Raw genomic sequence first — 18659 nt, 5'->3', positions numbered from 1 at the left:
TCAGCACATCCTTGAGATCGGCATACAGATCGTGCCCATTCATGATGACGTCGTCCGTAGCTGTCCGGCAGCAGCCATGTCTTCGTCTTCAGCGGCAAGCACTTCTTTGAGTGGCGTCTCTCCCACCCCCATCGCTCGCTCGATCAGCAGTTCGCTTCCATTACCCTGAAGCATCGCCTGCAGGCGCCCGAACTCGTTGCACCAGATCGTCTCGATGTCCTTGTCGCGCTGCGTGTCGCGATCACGGCTCAATGCCACCGCACGCACCTGCATGCGGCCATTCTCGGCCTTGCCGCCCAGCTCCACGCCATAGCCTGGCGTGGCCGACTTGCGCAGTACTATCTTGCCCGCGTCAGCCCAGGCGGTGGTCATGCCTTCGCGCACTTCGTAACCGAGTTCGGCCAGGCCCTTGAGCATGGCTTCGCGACGGGCGAGGGCGGCTTGCGCTTGCACATGCATGGCGAGCAATGCTTCGCAGCGGCTCGTCAGCTCGCTCACCGTGGCTTGCGGGCTGGTGGTCGTGCAAAGGCGGACCTGCTCGAGCAAGGCCTCGTTCCCGGCGCCCAGGCGGGTTTGTACTTCGTTTGCCAGTTCGTGGAGCTTGGCGAGCGAATCGCGACTCAGCTGGAAGTCGCGGCTTTTGTCGGCCAACTCGATCACCAGGCTGTCGAGCAGCAAGTTGCGCTGTTGCGCCTGGGGCTGCGCTTCGGCCCGGGCCAAGGCTTGTACGAAGGGCTCAGCACAGGCTGTGCCTTGCAACAGGTGCAGCTCGGCGATATGCCGGTCGATCTGCTGCAGGCGTGGGTCGCGGGTCGCTTGTGCTCGCTCGGCCAGCCACCTGGTGAGATTGGGCGTGGGGGCGTCATCCATGAGCCGCCGAGCCAGCGCGCGTTGCTGTTCGTCCAGGGTTTGCGCTTCCTTGCTGCTGCTCAATTGGGCGAAGCCTTGGGCAAGCAGTTGCTCGGCATTGTCCAGTTGGGCGCCATCGGCCAGTTTTGTCAGGGCTTGCACCACCTGCGGGGCGGTGTCGGTGCGGCTGACCAGGGCCTTGAGCAGAAGCGCTGCATTTTCCTTCATGCGGCGTTGATGCTGGCGCTGCTCGGTCGCTTGCCCAATAGCGCGCTCCTCTCGGGCAAGCTGGTCGCGCCGCAGGTGTTCGATCTCGATGGGGACGGCTTTCTGCAATGCCTGGTACTGGTCCTCAGTGAGCAAGGCGCGCAACCGCGCTTGCCGTGCCCGCGTGGCCGCGCGTTCCTGCTCGCTCAGCTGGCCAAGCTTTTCAGCCTGGGCTTCCCAGCGGGCCACAGCCTGATCAAGGCGGCGCAGATGGCCTTCGCAAAGGGCGATGATTTCTTCACGGGTGACGATGCGCACCACCTTTGGGCCACTCATTGGCAGGTCTCCTTGTCGTTGGATGCGGCCACCGGCTGCCCTGCCTGCATGGCGTCCTCGATGGCCGCGCGCAAGCGGGCGCGCTCGTTGTCGCCATCGTGATACCAGGCCTGGGACGAGACGCGGTGGATCTGCGGAATCGCCCGGCGCAGTACCGAGGGCCGCCAGATTTCCCGGGCCCGGGCGCGCTCGAGCAGGGCGTGGCTGGGCGCGTCGCATTCGATGCCGATGGCATAGGTTCCGGTCTGCGGGCTTGCGATGGCGAAGTCCAGGCCAAACGCGTCGCCTTCGCTGGCCGGGGCGGCATTCCAGCCCAGGGACGCGATGAACGCGCCAACGATCCTGGCGAAGCCGTCGTGGCCCTGGTCGTGCCCATGCACCTGCGTGCTGCGGTCCGTCTGCAGGCGGCCCAGCAGCTTGCCGCTGTAGTCGAATTCGCCGGCACACAGCGCGCGTGCATATTCCAGGTAGCCTTGCAGGTAGTCGCGCGGGCTGGCGGGCGCGCGCTGGGTGTTGAGCATGTCCGAAATGTCGGCGATGGGCATCGAGGTGATCATCACCACCTTGCGCCGAGCACGGGTCACCGCCACGTTCAGGCGGCGTTCGCCACCGGTCTGGCCGAGCACCCCGAAGTGGCGGCGGAAGGTGCCCTGGCTGTTGCGGCCGAAGGTGGAGGAAAACACGATCACGTCGCGCTCGTCACCCTGCACGTTCTCGACGTTCTTGACGAACACCGACATGTCTTCACCGCCCTCGCTGCGCTCGCGCTCCTGGGCGTACGCGGCGCGGAAGGCTTCGTTTTCGGCGGCGTGGGCTTCCAGGTGCTCCTCGATCAGCTCGGCCTGCTTGCGGTTGAAGGTCACCACGCCCACTGACGGGCGCTGCGCGTAAGGCAGCTGCCAGAGCGCCTCCAGGTACTGCACGACACGCGCGGCTTCGGTCGCGTTGCTCTGGTTCTGGTACAGGCCCTCGACCTGGATCAGTTCCAGTGGCTTGAGCTGACGAATGCTCGCCTGGGGGTGGCGCACCGGCACATTCAGGCGGTTGCCGTAGAACGAGGCATTGGAAAAACCGATCAGTTCGCGGTAGGCCGAGCGGTAGTGGATCTGCAGGGTGGTGCTGGGCAGGGCGTTGCGCGCCAGTTGCAGCAGGTCTGGGCAGTCCTTGATTTCGCGGCGGTTCCAGGTGTCTTCGAAGGCTTCGCGTTGTTCTTCGTCGGCGTCCTCGTCAGGCTCATCGCCATCGAACAACTCGGCCTCGTCGCTTTCGACCCGGCTGGAGAAGAACGCCGTCGGCGGCATCTGCTTCTCGTCGCCACTGACCACGGTGACCTGGCCGCGGAACAGAGTCGGCAGGGCAAACTCCACCGGCATCTGTGATGCCTCGTCGTAGATTACCGTGTCGAACAAACCGTTCTTCAATGGCAGCACCCGACTGGCCACGTCCGGGTTCATCAGCCATACCGGGCGCAATGTCATCAGCCCCAGCGGAGCACCCAGTTCGAGGAATTCACGCAGCCGGCGCGAGCGCTTGCCGGTCAGCCGGGTCACATCCTCCCACTGCTTGCGGCTACCCAGGCGCGTGGGGTCGATACCGGTGGCCAGCAGTTGGCGATTGAGCTCACGCATCCGTGTATCGGCTTGAGCCAGGCTGGCAACCTTGGCCTGGGCCTCCTCCTGGCTGAACAGCAGCTCCGGGTTGGCCTGTTCGATGCGGTGTTTCCAGCCCAGCCGCGCTTCGCGGTTGAGCAGGCGGCGCACGGCGGCGTCGAGCTGCTCTGAGGGCAGCAGGTCGAGTTGCGCCTGGCGCTGGCGCAGCAGGGCGAGCAGCTCCAGGTCAGCCTCGGCGAGCTGCCCGGCGCGGGCGCGGAAGCCCTGGTAGGCCGCCAGATGGGGCAAGGCGTCGTGCAGGTGGCTGAGCGCCAGTTCGTTGCTCAGGTTGTGTTCCACGGCATACCGCAACTGTTGAGCCAGTTCCTTGCCGAGCCAGTCTTCGAGCCGCTTGAGCTGGTCAAGGCTGGACTGGCGCACGCCTTGGCGCAGCAGCGAGGCATCCAGCTCTCCGAGCAAGGCCTCCAGGTGTTGTTTGTCGCCGGTAAGCACGGCATCGTCTGCCTGGTGTGCGCGGGGCGACTGTGCCAGTGCCTGCGCCAAAGCCTGGACCTCGACGAGCTGATGGATATCAGCCTTTACCAAGGCAGCCAGCTCCAGGCCTGCCTGCGGAGCAACGCCGTCCAGGGCCAAGGCCTGGTGAAGTGCAGCCAGTTCGGCGCGCAGAGGGCGCCATTGCTGTTCCAGGTCGATGGCCGCGCGCAGCCCTGGCAGGCCTTCATCCACACGGTCATTACCTTGAGCTTCGAGGAAATCGTGCAGACGCTTGCGTCTGAGCAGGTGCATCGGGTTCATGCGCGTCAGCCAGGAGCGAGCGGCCATGACCTTGGTGCAATCGCTTTCCAGGCCGCGCAGCGACTTGCTGTCTACCAGGCTCAAGGCAGGCGACAGTGCTGTCAGGTAATCGCCTTCGGGCAGTTGGTCGAGCTGCTGCTGCAGTTGCCGCAGCTCATTCAGCATCGCTTCGCCACGCGGCAGTTGCTCGCCGTCCTTGCTGCGGAACAGGGGGAGCCAGCGGGCCAGGCGCAGTCGCTGCTCCTGGCTCAGCCCGAGCAAGGTCGCCACATGGGCGGCCATCCATGCCCGGTACGGCGCAGGGTCGTCGATCTCGAAGCTGGCCGGGTGTGCTTGCAGGGTCGTCTGGCGCTGTAGCTCAGCCTGGCTGAAGGCCAGCAGGCTGTCGGTAAAGGCCTGCAGAGTGGGGCGGTCAGTGGCGAACGGCTGCAACTGCACCAGAGGGCTACCTTCGTAGCGGGCAGGCAGCCACAGGCGTATCAGCGGCGCACAGTTTTCTTCCAGGCGTGTCAGGCTGGCAACGTCAAGCACGGCCAGGCGCTGGCGCAACGCCGGGAATTCGAGCGGTGGCGGCCCGTCTTCGAGCTCGATCAGTTCGCCCAGCAGGCGCCGGTAGCTCAAACCGGTTGCCGGGTCCGGGCGGTGCAGGCTCTGGTGGAAGCGGTCCAGCTCGCCTTCGAGTGTCTCGATGCGCGCCGCCATTTGTTCGCGTTGGCGGAGCAGGCCCTGGCCTTCATCGCCACCGATGAACAGGGTTTCCAGCTGTTCGCGAATACTGCGGATGATCGGTTCGCGGTCGCGATTGACGTCGTTGAGCATGACGATACGCTGCCCCAGCCCTTCGGCTACCAGGCGCTTGTACACCACCTCCAGCGCCGCGTGCTTCTGGCAGACGATAAGCAGGCTGCGTTGGCGGCCGATGGCATCGGCGACCATGTTGACGATGGTCTGGCTCTTGCCTGTGCCCGGTGGCCCCTCCACCAGCAAACCCGGGCCTTGGCGCGCTTGCAGCACGGCCGCCTCCTGGGAGGGGTCGCTGGCGACGGTGAAGTAGCGGTGCAGTTCCGCCGGCGTGGCCACGGCCTCGTCTTCCTCGCCGGTCCTGAGCCGCAGTGCGGTCTCGAGCCCGCTGCCGGCAGGCGAGAGTGACTTCAGCTGGCGCAGGTCCTCGCCGATGGCCTGGCCCATGAAGGTGACGTGAAACAACACGCCAGCACATGCCAGTTCGTCCTGGTAAGGCACCACTTCCACGCTGCTGGCCGGCAGTCCGACGATGCTGCGCGAGCGCGCGGTGGCAAGCATGCCGAACGCATCCATCACATCGCTGGCGCGGATCGAGGAGCGGCCAAGCAACTCATCGGCCGTCTTGCGCCAGCGCTTGCAGGCCTCGGCCCCGAGTACGCTTTCCAGCGCCGGGTTCAGGCGCACTTCTTCGCGTTCGCTGTCGAAGGCCAGGGCCGCAAGGCCGCGGTTGCCCACTTCCAGCAGCAGCTTCACCGGCCACAACAACAGCGGAATGATGCGTGTGCGCGTGGTGCCGCGCGGATCGCGACTGAGCAGGAAAGGGAAGCCCAGATACAGCCCATCGATGCCGGTGTCGCGTTTGTACAGTGCGCTCTGCCGGTGCAGCGCGTGCAGGCGCGAGGCAATCTGCGGCGTGGCCTGGAAGCATTCAGGGTCCAGGTTCACGGGCCGTTCGTTGCGCAGCAGCAGGTGGTCGAGCAGGGCGGCAGCTGGGTGGCGCTCGCTGTGCAGTTCGTTGAGATCGACCCGGGCGGTTGTCTTGCCGATACTCATGCGCACCAGCGGGCCGCGCATCACTGCGGTTACCACCTTCTTCTCGAAGAACTCGAGGATCTGCGACACATACTGCTGCTTTTGCGGTTCAAGCCACTGGCTTGCCGGAATGGCCAGCAGCACCAAGGCTTGGGGCAGCGGCATGCGCCGTTCCAGGCGGAACTGCTCGGCCCATGCATCCACTTCGGCAACGCCGCAGCGGGCGAACCCGCGTATGCGCTCATCGACGCTGTGGTAAAGATCCTGGCGCGGGTACTGTAGCAGCGCTGTGGCAGCGTCGCTGTCGAACCAGCCGACTTCGACACTGTTCGCCAGCTCAGCCGCTTCCTGGATGATCGCGTCCACCGAGCGGAATTGGCCGATCGAAGCGCTGAGCAACACGATCAGGTCTTCTTCGGCGATGATCCGTCGTTCCGCCAACGCCAGCAGGCCGGGGTGCGCGGTATCCGGCAGTAGGCGTTGGCGTGCCTGCCATTCGCTGGCCAGCTTTGCCCGCGAGGTTGACAGCAGGTATACCCTCAACGTCTCCTCGACCAGTTCGATCTGCTGATGCAGGGCACGCTGACGCACCTGCTCGGCGCGCAGTTTGAGGCGAGAAAGCCAGTTGTCGGTCTGCAGTTGCTCCAGCAGGTCGGGCACCGAACCACTGATCAGTCGGTAGCCTTCCAGCGGATGCTCCAGCAACCAGCCCGGGGTGACGATCTCACCGCGGTGGATCAGCGGGATTTCCGGGTTGAGCAGTTTCAGCGCGAGCATCAAACGGAAATCGTCCTCCAGCCCGTCATGCTGCACCACTTGGCGCAGGCCGGCGAGCAATGAAGGGGAAAGGCCGAGCTGCTCGGCCCAGGTGACGATGACGCCGCGCAACAGATGGTCGAGCGCCTGCTGCCAGTGCTCGGCGTGCGCGGCAGCGAGAGCGAAGACCGCCGGCTTGTGGTAGCGCGCATCGCCCAGTTGCAAGGCAGCACCTTCGCCATCGTCGCGCTCGGTGAAGGGTGAAGCCGGCGCCTGCACCGGGCGCCCGTCGAGCCAGGCCTCGACCTCGGGCCATTGCCAGCGCTGGTGCCGGTCGCGTGCCAGCAGGCCGCGCAACAGCAGGTTCAGCTGTGGGTCGAGGTCGTCGGGAATCGGGACACCATTGGCCAGTACATGGATGAGGAAGGCATTGGCATGGATGCCCTCGAAGCAGGCCCCTGCGGTCAGTTGCTCGAGCAGGATCATGCCGAGGCTCCACCAGTCCGAGGCGGCCGCCACACCGCCGGCGATGGCTTCAGGGGCCATGTAGCGGCTGGTTTCCAACGGCGAGACGATGTCCAGGTCGAATTCCGACAGGCGCGCCGAACCAAAGCCGCTGATCACCAGGTCCAGTGGCTCATGGGCACGTACCAGCAGGCTGCTCGGGCGCAGGTCACGGTGGCGCAAGCCGGCCTCGTTGAAGGCGTGCAGTGCCTGGCCCAGCTCCCGCAGCATATGGCGCACGCTGTGGGCTTCACGGATCACGCCGCCGAGGTCGGCCAGGCTGCCGCCGGTCAGCTCTTCGACCACTTCGAATGCACGGCCATCCCAGCGGCCGGTGGCGATGATTTCGGGCACATGCTCGCGGGGCAGACGGCGGATCACGTCATAGACCGCTGGGTCCGGCTCCGCACCTGGTCGATAAAGGGTGAGCACCGCCTGGCGAGCGGTTTCCTGGTGCACTGCAAGGTAACGCTCGCGGACGCCGTCGGTATTGCTGATCTGGCGGATCAGCGACCAGCCGTCGATCAAGGTTTCGCTGGCTGCGGGCGCATCGTCGACCGGGGCAGCCGGCACACCGTTGGCCGCTGCTGACTGGGCCGGCGAAGCATCGCACTGCAGGCACATCAGGTCGCCAGGGTCCATGGCATGGCCGTTTTCACAGACGAGGCCGGGCGCCGGAGATGTGTCCGTCGGCGGGAGATTGTCCACGGTATGGATGATCTGCGGGCGCCAGCCGTCAGCGTGGATCGGCTCCCCGGCCAGGTCCCAGCTGCAAGGGTGCTGGTCGACGGTGCCCTCGCAGAACATTTCCTGTACCGGGCGTGCGGTGTTGCAGTTTGGGCAATAGCGAATCATTGGGCGAATTCCGGTCAGTGGCGGTGCACGCTGGTGCTAACCTGGTGGCCTTGCGCGTTCAAAAGGTCGCGCAGACGCAGTACGTCATCACGCCGAGGGATCCCTGCCATCCACACGCTACCGTTCTCGTCGAACATCAGGTCAAGGGCCTGGTCAGCGGGTTGCAGGGGACGCTGGTAGCTGGCAAGGCGTTCATGGCCGAGCGGGGTCAGCAGGTTCAGGCGCTGATTGTCGCTGCCACGCAAGGCCAGGGATTGTTCGCTGCGCTTGTCGAAGGGGTCGCTGATCAACGCATCGATCAGGCCTTCGGCTTGTTGCAGTTGGGGTTGCAGTTGCTCCAGCGAGTAGCCGCTGTACACCAGAATGTCCAGTGGGCTCGACTGGCGAAGACCTTGGAGCATGGCGAGCAGGGCAGGGAACTGGTCGAAGGGTTCGCCGCCGGAGACGGTGATGCCCTCAGCCTCGGCCAGCCAGGGCATCAGTTGCTTCAGCAACTGTGCGATGCCCACACGGCGCTTGCCTGGCCCCCAGGTGTCGACGGAAATACACCCTGCGCAGCGGATGCTGCAGCCCTGAAACCAGATGCCCAGGCGACGACCAGGGCCGAGGGTGGTGACCGGGAAGTGCACGCGGGACAGGCTCAGTTCCATGGTCAACGGCGTTCCAGGGTCAATTCGCCGACACCCAGACGGCTGATGGTGAAATGCTCGCCAGGTTGAGCGTCCTGGTCGAACAGGGCCCGCGCCAGCGGGTTGAGCAGATGCGCCTCGAGCTGGTTGCGGATGCCACGGCCGCCGTTGGACAGGTCGCGCAGACACAAAGCGTGCAATGCCTGGCGCGCCTCAGGGGCGATGGCCACGTGCAGTTTCTGCTGCTGCAGGTCCTTGAAGGTGCCATCGACCATTTGTTCGAAGATCTGCTGACCGACCTCCTCACGAATGAAGTCGAATACGATGACGTTCTCGCCGATACGGTTGAGGATCTCCGGACGATTGAGCACCTGCTTGAAATGCCGGTCGATCTCGCTGTGGACTTTCTCCCGAACCTGCTCGTAGGGCTCACCCGGCAGCACGTTGGCAACGCGCTCGCCATTCTCGCCCAGGCGGTAGATGCCCAGGTTGGAGGTGAACACGATCAGCGCCTCGGAAAAGTACACCCGGTCACCGCGACCGGAGGTCAGTACGCCGTCGTCAAGAATTTGCAGGAACTTGTCGAGGATGCGCGGGTGGGCTTTTTCGATCTCGTCGAACAGCACCACACTGAAGGGTTTCTCGCGAATCGCATTGGTCAGTTCGCCACCGACGTCGTAACCGACATAGCCGGGTGGTGCGCCGATCAGGCGCTGGTCGGCATGTTCTGCACTGAATTCCGACATGTCGAAACGGATATACGCGCTTTCGTCGCCGAACAGCAGGCTGGTCATGGTTTTGGCCAGCTCGGTCTTGCCCACCCCGGTCGGCCCAGCCAGGAAGGCTACGCCACGCGGGCGATTGCCCTTGCGGCTGGCGCCGACGCCGGTCATTGCCCGCTTGACGATGTCGAGCATGTGGGTCACGGCGTGGTCCTGGCCTTTTACCCGTTGGTGCACCAGTTCTTCGCCCTGGCGAATGCGCTGGCGATCGATGCGCAGCCAGGGGTCTTCGGTGACACCCACTTTATACCGGCGCACGGCATCAGCGATCTGCACCATGCCCACACCTTCGACCCGTGCGAGTTGCGCGATGGCGCTGAGGTCGAGCAGCAGCAGGCCTTCGGTGTTCTGCACGAAGGCGTCCGCGGCCTGGGCGAGCGCGTCCTGACTCGCCTCCTGGCTACCGGCGAGCCCCTTGAGCAGCGCCGGGGCCAGGGCGCGGCGGGCCAGTTGGTCAGGTTTTGAGACGGGAATGTGGCGAATCCGGGGGTTGTCGACCAGCAGCCAGTCCGGCAGGTCGCCTTCTTTCTCCACCAGCCACAGCAGCGTATTGAAGAAAGGCTTGCGCGTTTGTGGCTGGGGCCGGCTGCGCGCCTGGTGGGCATGCACCAAGGCCTGAGTGAACAGCTGATGCTCGGCCGCGCTCAAGGAATCGCTACGTACCGCCAGGCGCGAGGCGAAGTCGATGATCAGGGCGACAGGCGTATCGGTGCGGGCCAGCAGCCGCTGCATGGTGGCGGCCAGCAGGTCGATACCCGCAGGCGCGGCGCCGTTCACCGGGGTCAGGCCGAGTTCCTGGAGCAGGGCTTGGCCCGGTGCCGGGTCGTTGCCGGGCTTGCCAAGCACACGAAAACCAGCCACCGGGTCCCAAGCCAGCACATGGCCATAGCCGGTATCGAGCAGGGCGTTGCACAGGGTCTGGTTGAAGCTCTGGGCCGTGACCGTGCCAGGAACGACCTCACAAGCCTGGAGGTCGCGGATGTTGCCCGACAGGACGAATTGGCTTTTCAGTGGCAGGAAGCGGACGAGGTCACGCATCCAACGCGGGGTTTGAAACGGTGTAGTCCCTGACATGTTCAACTCGTCTAGGTTGTATCCTTGGCAGGGTATTGGTCCTTGCGCGCATTTTCCAGTAATGCTGTCTGAAAGTTCAGCGCGTTGGAGGGCAGCATTTCAAGTATGCCTCGATACGTACCAAGGATGGCAGCCAGACAAGTCCATGAGTTCAGCAATGGTAGATTTCGGCGCTGATTCAGGGAATTGTGCGTGGTGCTATGGGACAGCGGCGCAGGCTGTAATAATGGGGGCAATTACACGGGCCATGTCATGCTGACCATCACCAATAACGTGCATCTGCCGGATGCCGACATCGAACTGACATACATTCGCGCGCAAGGCGCGGGTGGGCAGAATGTCAACAAGGTGTCCAGCGCGGTGCACCTGCGCTTCGACATCCCGGCATCGTCGCTGCCCGAGTTTTACAAGGAGCGGCTGTTAGGGCTGCGTGACAGTCGCATCACCGGTGACGGCGTGTTGATCATCAAGGCCCAGCAGTACCGCACCCAGGAGCAGAACCGCGCTGACGCACTGACGCGTCTTGCCGAGTTGATCATCGCTGCCGGCAAGACCGAGAAGAAACGCCGCCCCACCAAGCCGACCCTCGGCTCGAAGACCCGCCGGCTCGAAGGAAAAGCCAGACGCAGCACTATCAAGAGGGGGCGGGGCAAGGTGGAGTTCTAGTGTGGTGTTTCACAAATACCGCTGAAAATCATTTGCCCAGCGCTCGCGCCGCGCGAGCGACTGAGGCAAGGATGTCCTCGGCCTTCTTGTGCCACCGAAATGGCTTCGGGTTCTGGTTGTAGGTTTCCAGGTAATACTCGATCGACGCCTCCAGATCCTTAACGCTGACATGTGCCTGCCGCTTGATCCACTTCTCGCTCAGCGTTGAGAAAAACCGCTCAACCAGATTCATCTTCTCGATGGGCTTTGTCGCGCTACTGTTCTGCGCCTACAAACCCGTCATTGACCTGGGTGTATTGGTGATACTGGCGCTGTCATCCAGCGCCTTCATTAGCATTTTGCTGGTCACGCTGATTTCGCCGTGGTTCTTTGCCGCGGTTGTGCCGCAGCCAGCAGTGCAAGAGGGTGAGCAGCCGGGGGTGGGGCTGTGCCAGGCTAAATCGCCGGGGCGCCTGCGTGCTGAAAACGGCACCGTGCGCCATGGCCGCTCAGGGGCAGCGGAGCGGATTCAGCGGGCTTTTTCCAGGTGTTCGAACTGGCATCGCATCTGAGCATCTTTGAGGCTCAGCTCAAAGTCAACCAAGCCGTCATGCACTTGCTGCAATGTCTGGATCTGCCCCATCAATTCCTGCTTTTTGCTATCGATGGCCTGCATGGCCAGATCCCAGGGCAGCGCCTGGCCGCGATGATCCTGCAGAATGGCCTGCATTTCCTTTAGCTTGAAACCGAGTTGCTGAGCGCATTTGATGAAGGTCAGCAGCTCTACGCTTTGCTGGCTGTAGATGCGGTACTTGCCTTCGCGCTGCGGGGGGGGCAACAGGCCGATTTCTTCGTAATGTCGAATGCTTTTGACGGTGGTGCCCGACAGTTGGGCCGCTTTGCCGATGTACATGAAAATCCCTTTTTTGACGCATCAGAGGCGAAAAGATGTCGCGTGCTCGTACAGGCGCGCGACATCTTTGCACGAGCATCAGGGAGTGGGAAGCCTGGACAAGGTGTCACAGCAGGGAGGCTCGGCTGGGCAGCGCAGGGGCACGGCCCGACCGGGGCCGATCAGCGGCTGGCGACTGCCTGGACTTGTTTGAGCCAGGCTTCGCGCTGTTGCGGCTTGGAGCCCAATATCGGACCGAAGGTCAGGGTTTTCAGGGTTTTTATGCCGCAGAACTCCAGGGTGGTCTTGCGCATTTGGTGCAGGCCCGGCATGCGATACACCCACCGGTAGTACCACGGTGGCGTGTCCATGGTCACCAAAAGGTGAGCCGTGCGGCCCTTGAGCAGCTTATCCGGGAAGGGCGAGCCCTTGCGGTACTTGAAGGCAAAACCGGGCAGAAACACGCGGTCGAAGAACCCCTTGAGCAACGCCGGAATGCCGCCCCACCAGATCGGGTACACCAATGTCAGGTGTTCGGCCCAGGTAATGTCGTTCTGTGCGTCGATCAAATCGGGCTCAAGCAACTGGATCTGGTTATAGCCATCGTGCAAGACCGGATCGAAATCCAGGGTGTCCAGGCGCAGCAGGCGCACCTCATGGCCTGCTTGCGTGGCGGCCTCGACATAACGTTCGGACACAGCGCCGCAAAAGCTGTTGTTCGAAGGGTGGCCGAGGATTACGAGCATGCGTTTGCGCTTCATGACAAACTCCAGGTAATGAAGTGCCAAGGGTAAAGTCTGCCCCTTACGGTAGAGTCAAGCCTTGCCGGTTAGCGGTAGAGACAAACAGTCCAGCAGCGCTCGGGTGTCGCCCGGCAAACCGTTGAATGAGGGGGCGCAGAAACGCAATGTGCGTTTTTCCGGCAGCTACGAGTGGATTACAGTGGAAGCACCGAGGGGGGCGGTGTCTAACGTGCAATCCGTCACCCAGTCGCTGTTAAGTCACACCTTCATGGAACAACAGTGTCCAGCCATGTCGCAGCATCAGATTGCGACCTCACCGTCGATATCTTCGTCCGATTTACAGCGTGGCCCGCATTGGCGAGCATGGTTTGCGCCAGGTTTTCCGGCAGGGTGGTGAGGTTGCGCCCGCTTCGGATGTCAGCCTCCAGCAAACCCAGGAACGCACCGATGGCAGGGGCCTCATGGATGGCTTCTACGCGGCTGACCACGACTTCCCCGGCGTGTACGTCGAATGCGATCTTGCCACCCGTGTCGAGGCCTAAAAGCTGGCGAACGGACTTGGGCACTGTGACCTGCCCCTTCGAGGTCAACGTGGCGATTTCGTGGAGGCAGGCATGAGCGTTCTCCCGGACGTATTGATTGAGTGGTAAGGAATAACCCTTACATGGTCAATCTTGGTTTTCTGCTGATCAAGCAAAGGCGGGGAGGACGCTCAGTAGCGCCGCAGGATGAGTTACACCACCTCTCGGGACACGATCCTCTAAAGACTGTCAGGGTCCCCAAAGAACATCTGTATCCGCGACCGCAACCACCGCTCCGCCGGGTCATTGTCCTGTGCCCCGCGCCAGGCCATGTGCAGTTCGAAACTGCGCACGGGTATCGGCAGATCCTCGGCCCGCAAGCCGCCGGCGGCTGTCAGTGCATCCGCCGTGTAGTCCGGTACCGTAGCCACGATATCGGTGCCTGCCAGCAAGCTCCCCAGCCCGTTGAACTGCGGTACCGCCAGCACCACGTGGCGCTTGCGGCCGATTTCCTCGAGGGCTTCGTCGATGAAACCGGACAAGTCCCCGGCAAACGACACCAGCGCATGGGGCCGGGCGCAGAAGTCATCCAGGGTGATGCTGCCGGGTACGCTGTCGGCGCGCAGCAGTTTCGGCATGCTGCGGCGCAGCACCTTGCGCTTGGCGTTGGCCGGCAGTTCGCTGGTGTAGCTGACACCCACCGAAATCTCGCCCGAGGCCAGCAGGGTTGGCATCAGCAAGTAGTTGACCCGTCGCACCACCAGCACGATACCGGGCGCTTCGGCACGTATGCGCTTGAGCAGTTGCGGCAGCAAGGCGAACTCGGCGTCGTCCGACAGGCCGATGCGGAACACCGCATTGCTGGTGGCCGGGTCGAATTCGGCAGCGCGGCTGACTGCAGTGGAGATCGAATCCAGCGCCGGTGACAGCAGGGCAAAGATCTCGTGGGCTCGTGCCGACGGCTCCATGCTGCGCCCTGTGCGCACGAACAGCGGGTCATCGAACAGGTTGCGCAGGCGCGACAGCGCCGCGCTGATGGCCGGTTGGCCGAGAAACAGTTTTTCTGCGGCACGGGTCACGCTGCGCTCGTGCATCAGCGTTTCGAACACAATCAGCAGGTTGAGGTCAACACGACGCAGGTCGTTTCGATTCATCGGTGCGCTTCGCCTAATGTGGGGCAGAGGTGAATCTTAAGGCCAAAGGCTGTTACCCTGCACGGGTTTAGGGGGACCAATCGCAGGGAAAGTCAGGTGCCCAATCGATGACAAGCATGTCGACTATTAATGGCCACTGATGGTCTAACGGGCAAAGCCCGGATAGAGTCAGTGGTAATTAGAGGTTCACAAAGGCGAGGTATGCGATGTCCCGCATGATCCGTTTCCACAAGTTCGGCGCTGCTGATGTGCTCCGTTGCGAAGACCAGGCCGAACCGTCACCCGCTGCCGACGAGGTGCAGATCCGTGTCGAAGCGGTTGGCGTCAGCTGGTATGACGTGCTTTGGCGCCAGAATCTGGCACCGTCCCAGGCACGTCTGCCAGCAGGGATCGGTCATGAAATGGCCGGGGTGGTGACGGCGGTCGGTGAAGGGGTCGATGACATTGCCGTCGGTGACCGGGTTGCCAGCTTCCCGGCCACCAGTGCCAACGACCACCCGGTTTACGGCGATGTCATCGTATTGCCGCGTACGGCCATTACTCGCTACCCGAATGTGCTCACCCCGATCGAGGCCAGCGTGCACTACACCCCGCTGCTGATTGCCTATTTCGCCTACGTAGACCTGGCACGGGCCAAGGCCGGGCAGACAGCATTGGTCACCGATGCCAGCCATTGCGCCGGGCCTGCCTTCGTGCAGCTGGGCAGGGCCCTGGGGCTGAAAGTGTTCGCCGCCACCAAGGATGCGGCGCAGCGAGAGTACCTGCTGGGTCTGGGCGCAGACAAAGTGATTGTCACTGAAGAGCAAGACCTGCTGTTGCAGATTGGCAAGTACACCGATGGCCGCGGCGTGGACATGGTGCTCGATGGCATGGGTGGCCCGCAGATGTCGCTGTTGGGCGATGTGTTGGCGCCGCGTGGCAGCCTGGTGTTGTACGGCCTGCAAGGCGGCAACCAGACACCGTTCCCGGCCTGCGCGGCATTCCAGAAAAACATTCAGTTCTATGTGCACTGCATCGGTAATTTCACCGGCAAGCCAGAGCTTGGCATCAGCCAGGACCAGGTGGCACTGCAGCGTGCCTTGCGCGATATCAACCAGTTCACCGCCGACCAACTGCTGACGCCGCAGATCATCAAGGTGTACCCGTTCGAGCAGGTGGTCGAGGCGCATCGTTACATGGACCAATGCCCGTGCGGCGGGCGGGTGGTGCTGGACATGGCGCAACACTGACGGTTACTGAAATGACCAGAAAACCCGGGCAGGCCCCGGGTTTTTTGTGCGCGGGGTAAAGTAATCCAACTTTTTAAGTAGGACTGTTCCTACAATAAGTTGCGACGCGGACTACATATAAGTCAGTGGTCTTTGGGGTTTCAGAAATATCCCGCCAAATATTCAGCCTTGAACGCTTTTTCCTTGCGAGCCACTGTGAACTGACGCGGTCGCTGAATGGTTTTTTTACCGTGAACTGTGTCTTCAATTCGCGCTGCCTCCCTCTCGATAATGGCCCAATGATAGTTTGTGCAAGGAACGTGGGATGAGCATGGCTATGCCTGGTATAGAGCAGCATGTGACAGCGACAGGGCATCGCAGTGGTGGTTTTTTCTCGATGGCTTGGCGACAGTGAAGGGTTCCGTCATTACTTTCATTTGGTTGTAGGAAATTTCTTCTGGGTAAGTTTGGCGCATGTTCAAGTTGAAATGGTTGGTACGGCATGCGCTGGCTGCATGAAGTTGATGAGGTGATTGCGTGACTGCTATTCACGACCAGGCGATGCATTATATCTACCAGCAAGTACTCGAGCGCTTGTTGAACCACATGTCTCAGGCGCAGCGCGCTTCCTTGCAGTTGTTGATACAACGCCTGTTGGTTGCTGCAGGTGGGCCCGAGTACATCGGTACTTTCAGCTTGCAGCTATTGCAAGGTAGCGACCGCCATAGCAGCCGGCTGCTGGCCATGTTGCGTGCCGCGCAACTGAGTATTGCCCTGCGTTCGCCGGTAACCTTCCAGTTGCGGGTATTGGTGGTCAGCCTGCCGGTTGCCGACAGCGCCACGCTGGAAGCTCACGAGCGCAGTTTTAGCGCCCTGTTCATGCAGGATGACCCGCGGGTGCAATTGCAGATGATCGAGGGGCGCGCAGTGGTGCCGTTCAGTTGTCGGCTTTCGGTAGTGCCTGAGCGCTGGCTGCTTGCCAGGGATGCGTTGTTGATGTTCGGCCACATGATCGATGCCAGGCCTGAAGCCATGCTGGGTTGCCGCTTGCACCTGGAGCTGGCGGGGGCTGTGGATCATGCGCTGCAGTCGGCGGTGCCTCCCGATGCATTGGTCACTGCCGTGTCCGGGTTCCAGCGGCGCCGATACCTGGCGTGGGCCCGGCGTAGCCTGCGCCTGGCCGGCGAGCGTGGCCCGCATGCAGTGCACCAGTGCCTGGCGGCACTGGCCCAAGGTCTGAGCCGATTGCACGGCGCTGTTGGGGGCGCACCGGGTGGCCAGCACGGGCTGGTACCGGGCGCCGTACCGGAGCGTGCGACGGTGCGGCTGATTGCTATTGATGACCTGCTACCGCACTTGCTTGAAGAGCAGCAGCTTGACGCGATGCTGGGTTGTCACTTCGAGGCTGCTGCGGATGCTTTGCCGCTGTCTGAGTTCGTCGACTCGCTAGCCACGGCACAGTTGCATGAACTGCGTGCCCGCAGCCTGGAGCCGCAGGCCGGTCGCCCAGCGCTGAAGCTGGCAGGGCAGGCGGGTGGCAGCAAGCAGCGTGACGCCACCCCGTTGCTATTTGGCAAAGCCTACGGCATCAATCAGGCCCAAATGATGTGCCTGCTGTTCAGCCCGTTTGCCAGGCAGGGGAAAAACCTCGAGCGGTTCTTGCAGTGCCGGCATGCCGACATGGTAGTGGCGTTGCCGTACCTGCACAGGGCCTTGCAAGGCAAACCCTGCCCTGACGCAGTCAAAGCCTGGCTGGTGAACATCAGTGGCTTGCCGTTGGGGCAACTGCGGCAGATTTATGATGGCCAGTTACCGCTGACGGGATGGCGCCTGCTTAACAACCTGGCCCGCCGCGATGTACACCTGAGGCTGCTGCCGAAACAGGCGTTGGGGCGGCGGCGTGGTGCTGCGGGGCTGCCTTGATGGGGCGAGCGGCCCCTGGCGAGTTCGCGTATCGCAAGGTGTATCGCTACCTGGAAGCGTTGATCGACCAGGCTGCCGGCGTTGACACATGCCGGTTGCCGTCATTGCGTGAACTGTCCCGGCGGCTGCGGGTGTCGTTGGCCACGGTGCAGAGTGCCTACAGCCTGCTGGAAGAGGAGGGCCGCGTACATTGCCTGCCGAGGTCGGGCTATTACGTACAAAACGCTGGCAAAGATCAGGCTGTAGAGGTGGCGCGGCAGCCTCCCTTGCCGACGCAGCCACTGTTGGAGCGCATTCTGCTTGGTCACGAACGGCGTTTGGCGCGTCGGCGTGATCGCAGCGTCGCCTCGTGGGAAGCGGTTGGCAGCGCCCGTTTGCGTAGCGCTGTGGCTGAGCGATACACCCGCTGCTCCAACCAGTACTGGCAGGCCGATGACGTCCAGTTGGCCCCCGATGTGCTGGCGTTACTGGAGACACTGCTCAGGGCACTGGCCATGCAAGGTGGTACTGCGTTGGTGCATTCGCCCTGTTGCTGGCAAGTGTTGCGCGCCTTGGCGCGTGTCGGCATGCGCGTGCTGGAGGTACCACGGGATGCCCGTGGCAACCCCGAACTGCACGCTTTGGCCCAACTGCTTGGGAGCGAGCCGGTAAGCCTGTTGGTCATGCCGTCTTGCCTGGGCATGCCACAAGGGCGGCTGGTTTCACCGTATTATCAGCAGCAGCTTGGGTTGTTGCTCGGCCAACACCCGGTATGGCTGCTGGAAAACGACCTGGACAGCGAGCTCTGTTACGACGGGCCGCCGAGCACACGCCTGCGTGACTGGATCGACCCGCGCTGGCTGTTGGTGATGGGCACGTTCGAGGCCGCGGTGGGGGCAGAGGCGCCGTATGCCTATTTACTGAGCCGTGACACCGTGTTGGCCAAGGCATTCGCCGAGCGAGCGTTTCGGCTTGCGCCGCTTCGCTTGCAGGCGCTTGCTCATATGCTCGGCAAGGGGGAAATCGAAACGCACCTGGTACAGCAGCGCACAGACTTGCAAAGGCGTACGCAATATCTGGCGCATGTGCTGCAGTCGCAATTCGGCCAGCGCGTGGTCTTCGAGAGGCCGCAAGGTGGGCAAATGCTGTGGGTGAGCTTCCGCCAGCCGCTGGCGTGGGACGATATTGTCGCAGCGTTGGCAGGTTCTGCATTGCATGCACTACCGGGCGAGCAGTTCGGTCTGCCGGGGCATTACCCTCAACACCTCGCATTGATCTGGCTGCGGGGGGACCCGGATGAACTGCAACTGGCGGTAAGGCGACTGGCGCAGGCGCTTGAGGTGCGCTGCGGGCGAAGCACCCGCTTCTCAAGTTGAGATCAAGGCGCTTGCAGGCACCGGCATGTGCTGCGAAGGGGCCGA

11 protein-coding genes and 3 pseudogenes are annotated in these 18659 nt (G+C 62.9%); 5 read left to right on the top strand and 9 right to left on the bottom strand.

Features of this window, described 5'->3' with window-relative positions:
- Positions 1–39: 39 nt before the first annotated feature.
- The 4 genes from ACF8GF_RS20890 to ACF8GF_RS20875 are packed head-to-tail and all read right to left on the bottom strand — an operon-like array spanning position 40 to position 10173.
- Entirely contained in the window at positions 40–1392 is a 1353-nt protein-coding gene (locus ACF8GF_RS20890; protein WP_392487943.1) for a hypothetical protein, read from the bottom strand.
- The gene (locus tag ACF8GF_RS20885) at positions 1389–7688 is read right to left on the bottom strand and encodes an AAA domain-containing protein (protein WP_392487942.1); all 6300 of its coding nucleotides are present in this window, start codon (positions 7686–7688) and stop codon (positions 1389–1391) included. The genes ACF8GF_RS20890 and ACF8GF_RS20885 overlap by 4 nt, the downstream gene beginning before the upstream one ends.
- Before the next feature lie 14 nt (positions 7689–7702).
- Positions 7703–8338: a 4Fe-4S cluster-binding domain-containing protein gene (locus tag ACF8GF_RS20880; protein WP_209969852.1), complete on the bottom strand. Its 636-nt coding sequence runs from the start codon at positions 8336–8338 to the stop codon at positions 7703–7705.
- A gap of 2 nt (positions 8339–8340) precedes the next feature.
- Positions 8341–10173 carry an AAA family ATPase gene (locus ACF8GF_RS20875; protein WP_392487941.1) on the bottom strand — a complete coding sequence of 611 codons (1833 nt, stop codon included), beginning with the start codon at positions 10171–10173 and terminating at the stop codon, positions 8341–8343.
- 252 nt (positions 10174–10425) lie between these two features.
- Between ACF8GF_RS20875 and arfB the strand changes: the two genes are divergently transcribed.
- Complete coding sequence (arfB, locus tag ACF8GF_RS20870) at positions 10426–10839, top strand: alternative ribosome rescue aminoacyl-tRNA hydrolase ArfB (protein WP_176684028.1); 414 nt, start codon at positions 10426–10428, stop codon at positions 10837–10839.
- 28 nt (positions 10840–10867) lie between these two features.
- On the opposite strand, the pseudogene ACF8GF_RS20865 reads toward arfB, so the two are convergent.
- Positions 10868–11071, bottom strand: a pseudogene (locus ACF8GF_RS20865) (IS630 family transposase); the annotation flags it as partial.
- On the opposite strand from ACF8GF_RS20865, the pseudogene ACF8GF_RS20860 reads away from it, so the two are divergent.
- A pseudogene (locus ACF8GF_RS20860) lies at positions 11070–11278 on the top strand (hypothetical protein); the annotation flags it as partial. The pseudogenes ACF8GF_RS20865 and ACF8GF_RS20860 overlap by 2 nt on opposite strands.
- 69 nt (positions 11279–11347) lie before the next feature.
- On the opposite strand, the gene ACF8GF_RS20855 reads toward ACF8GF_RS20860, so the two are convergent.
- The 4 genes and pseudogenes from ACF8GF_RS20855 to ACF8GF_RS20840 form a co-directional block, all read right to left on the bottom strand.
- Positions 11348–11731 carry a MerR family transcriptional regulator gene (locus ACF8GF_RS20855; protein ID WP_392487940.1) on the bottom strand — a complete coding sequence of 128 codons (384 nt, stop codon included), beginning with the start codon at positions 11729–11731 and terminating at the stop codon, positions 11348–11350.
- A 161-nt stretch (positions 11732–11892) separates the two neighbouring features.
- On the bottom strand, positions 11893–12471 hold the full coding sequence (locus ACF8GF_RS20850; protein WP_176684026.1) for an NAD(P)H-dependent oxidoreductase: 579 nt from the start codon (positions 12469–12471) through the stop codon (positions 11893–11895).
- A gap of 282 nt (positions 12472–12753) precedes the next feature.
- Positions 12754–13052: pseudogene (locus ACF8GF_RS20845) on the bottom strand (type II toxin-antitoxin system PrlF family antitoxin).
- A gap of 161 nt (positions 13053–13213) precedes the next feature.
- Positions 13214–14128 carry a LysR family transcriptional regulator gene (locus tag ACF8GF_RS20840; RefSeq protein WP_003253946.1) on the bottom strand — a complete coding sequence of 305 codons (915 nt, stop codon included), beginning with the start codon at positions 14126–14128 and terminating at the stop codon, positions 13214–13216.
- A gap of 206 nt (positions 14129–14334) precedes the next feature.
- On the opposite strand from ACF8GF_RS20840, the gene ACF8GF_RS20835 reads away from it, so the two are divergent.
- The 3 genes from ACF8GF_RS20835 (at position 14335) to ACF8GF_RS20825 (ending at position 18614) form a co-directional block, all read left to right on the top strand.
- Positions 14335–15357: a zinc-dependent alcohol dehydrogenase family protein gene (locus ACF8GF_RS20835; RefSeq protein ID WP_176684025.1), complete on the top strand. Its 1023-nt coding sequence runs from the start codon at positions 14335–14337 to the stop codon at positions 15355–15357.
- A gap of 516 nt (positions 15358–15873) precedes the next feature.
- Positions 15874–17259, top strand: a complete 1386-nt coding sequence (locus tag ACF8GF_RS20830) for a hypothetical protein (protein WP_392487939.1) — start codon at positions 15874–15876, stop codon at positions 17257–17259.
- Positions 17259–18614, top strand: a complete 1356-nt coding sequence (locus tag ACF8GF_RS20825; RefSeq protein ID WP_176684023.1) for a GntR family transcriptional regulator — start codon at positions 17259–17261, stop codon at positions 18612–18614. Before ACF8GF_RS20830 ends, ACF8GF_RS20825 begins: the two co-directional genes overlap by 1 nt.
- Positions 18615–18659: the final 45 nt, after the last annotated feature.

Source organism: Pseudomonas sp. yb_5, from assembly GCF_043103865.1.
Taxonomy (GTDB): Bacteria; Pseudomonadota; Gammaproteobacteria; order Pseudomonadales; family Pseudomonadaceae; genus Aquipseudomonas; species Aquipseudomonas putida_Y.
Note: the sequence above shows the minus strand (reverse complement) of the source record. Positions and strands in the feature narration are given on the sequence as shown.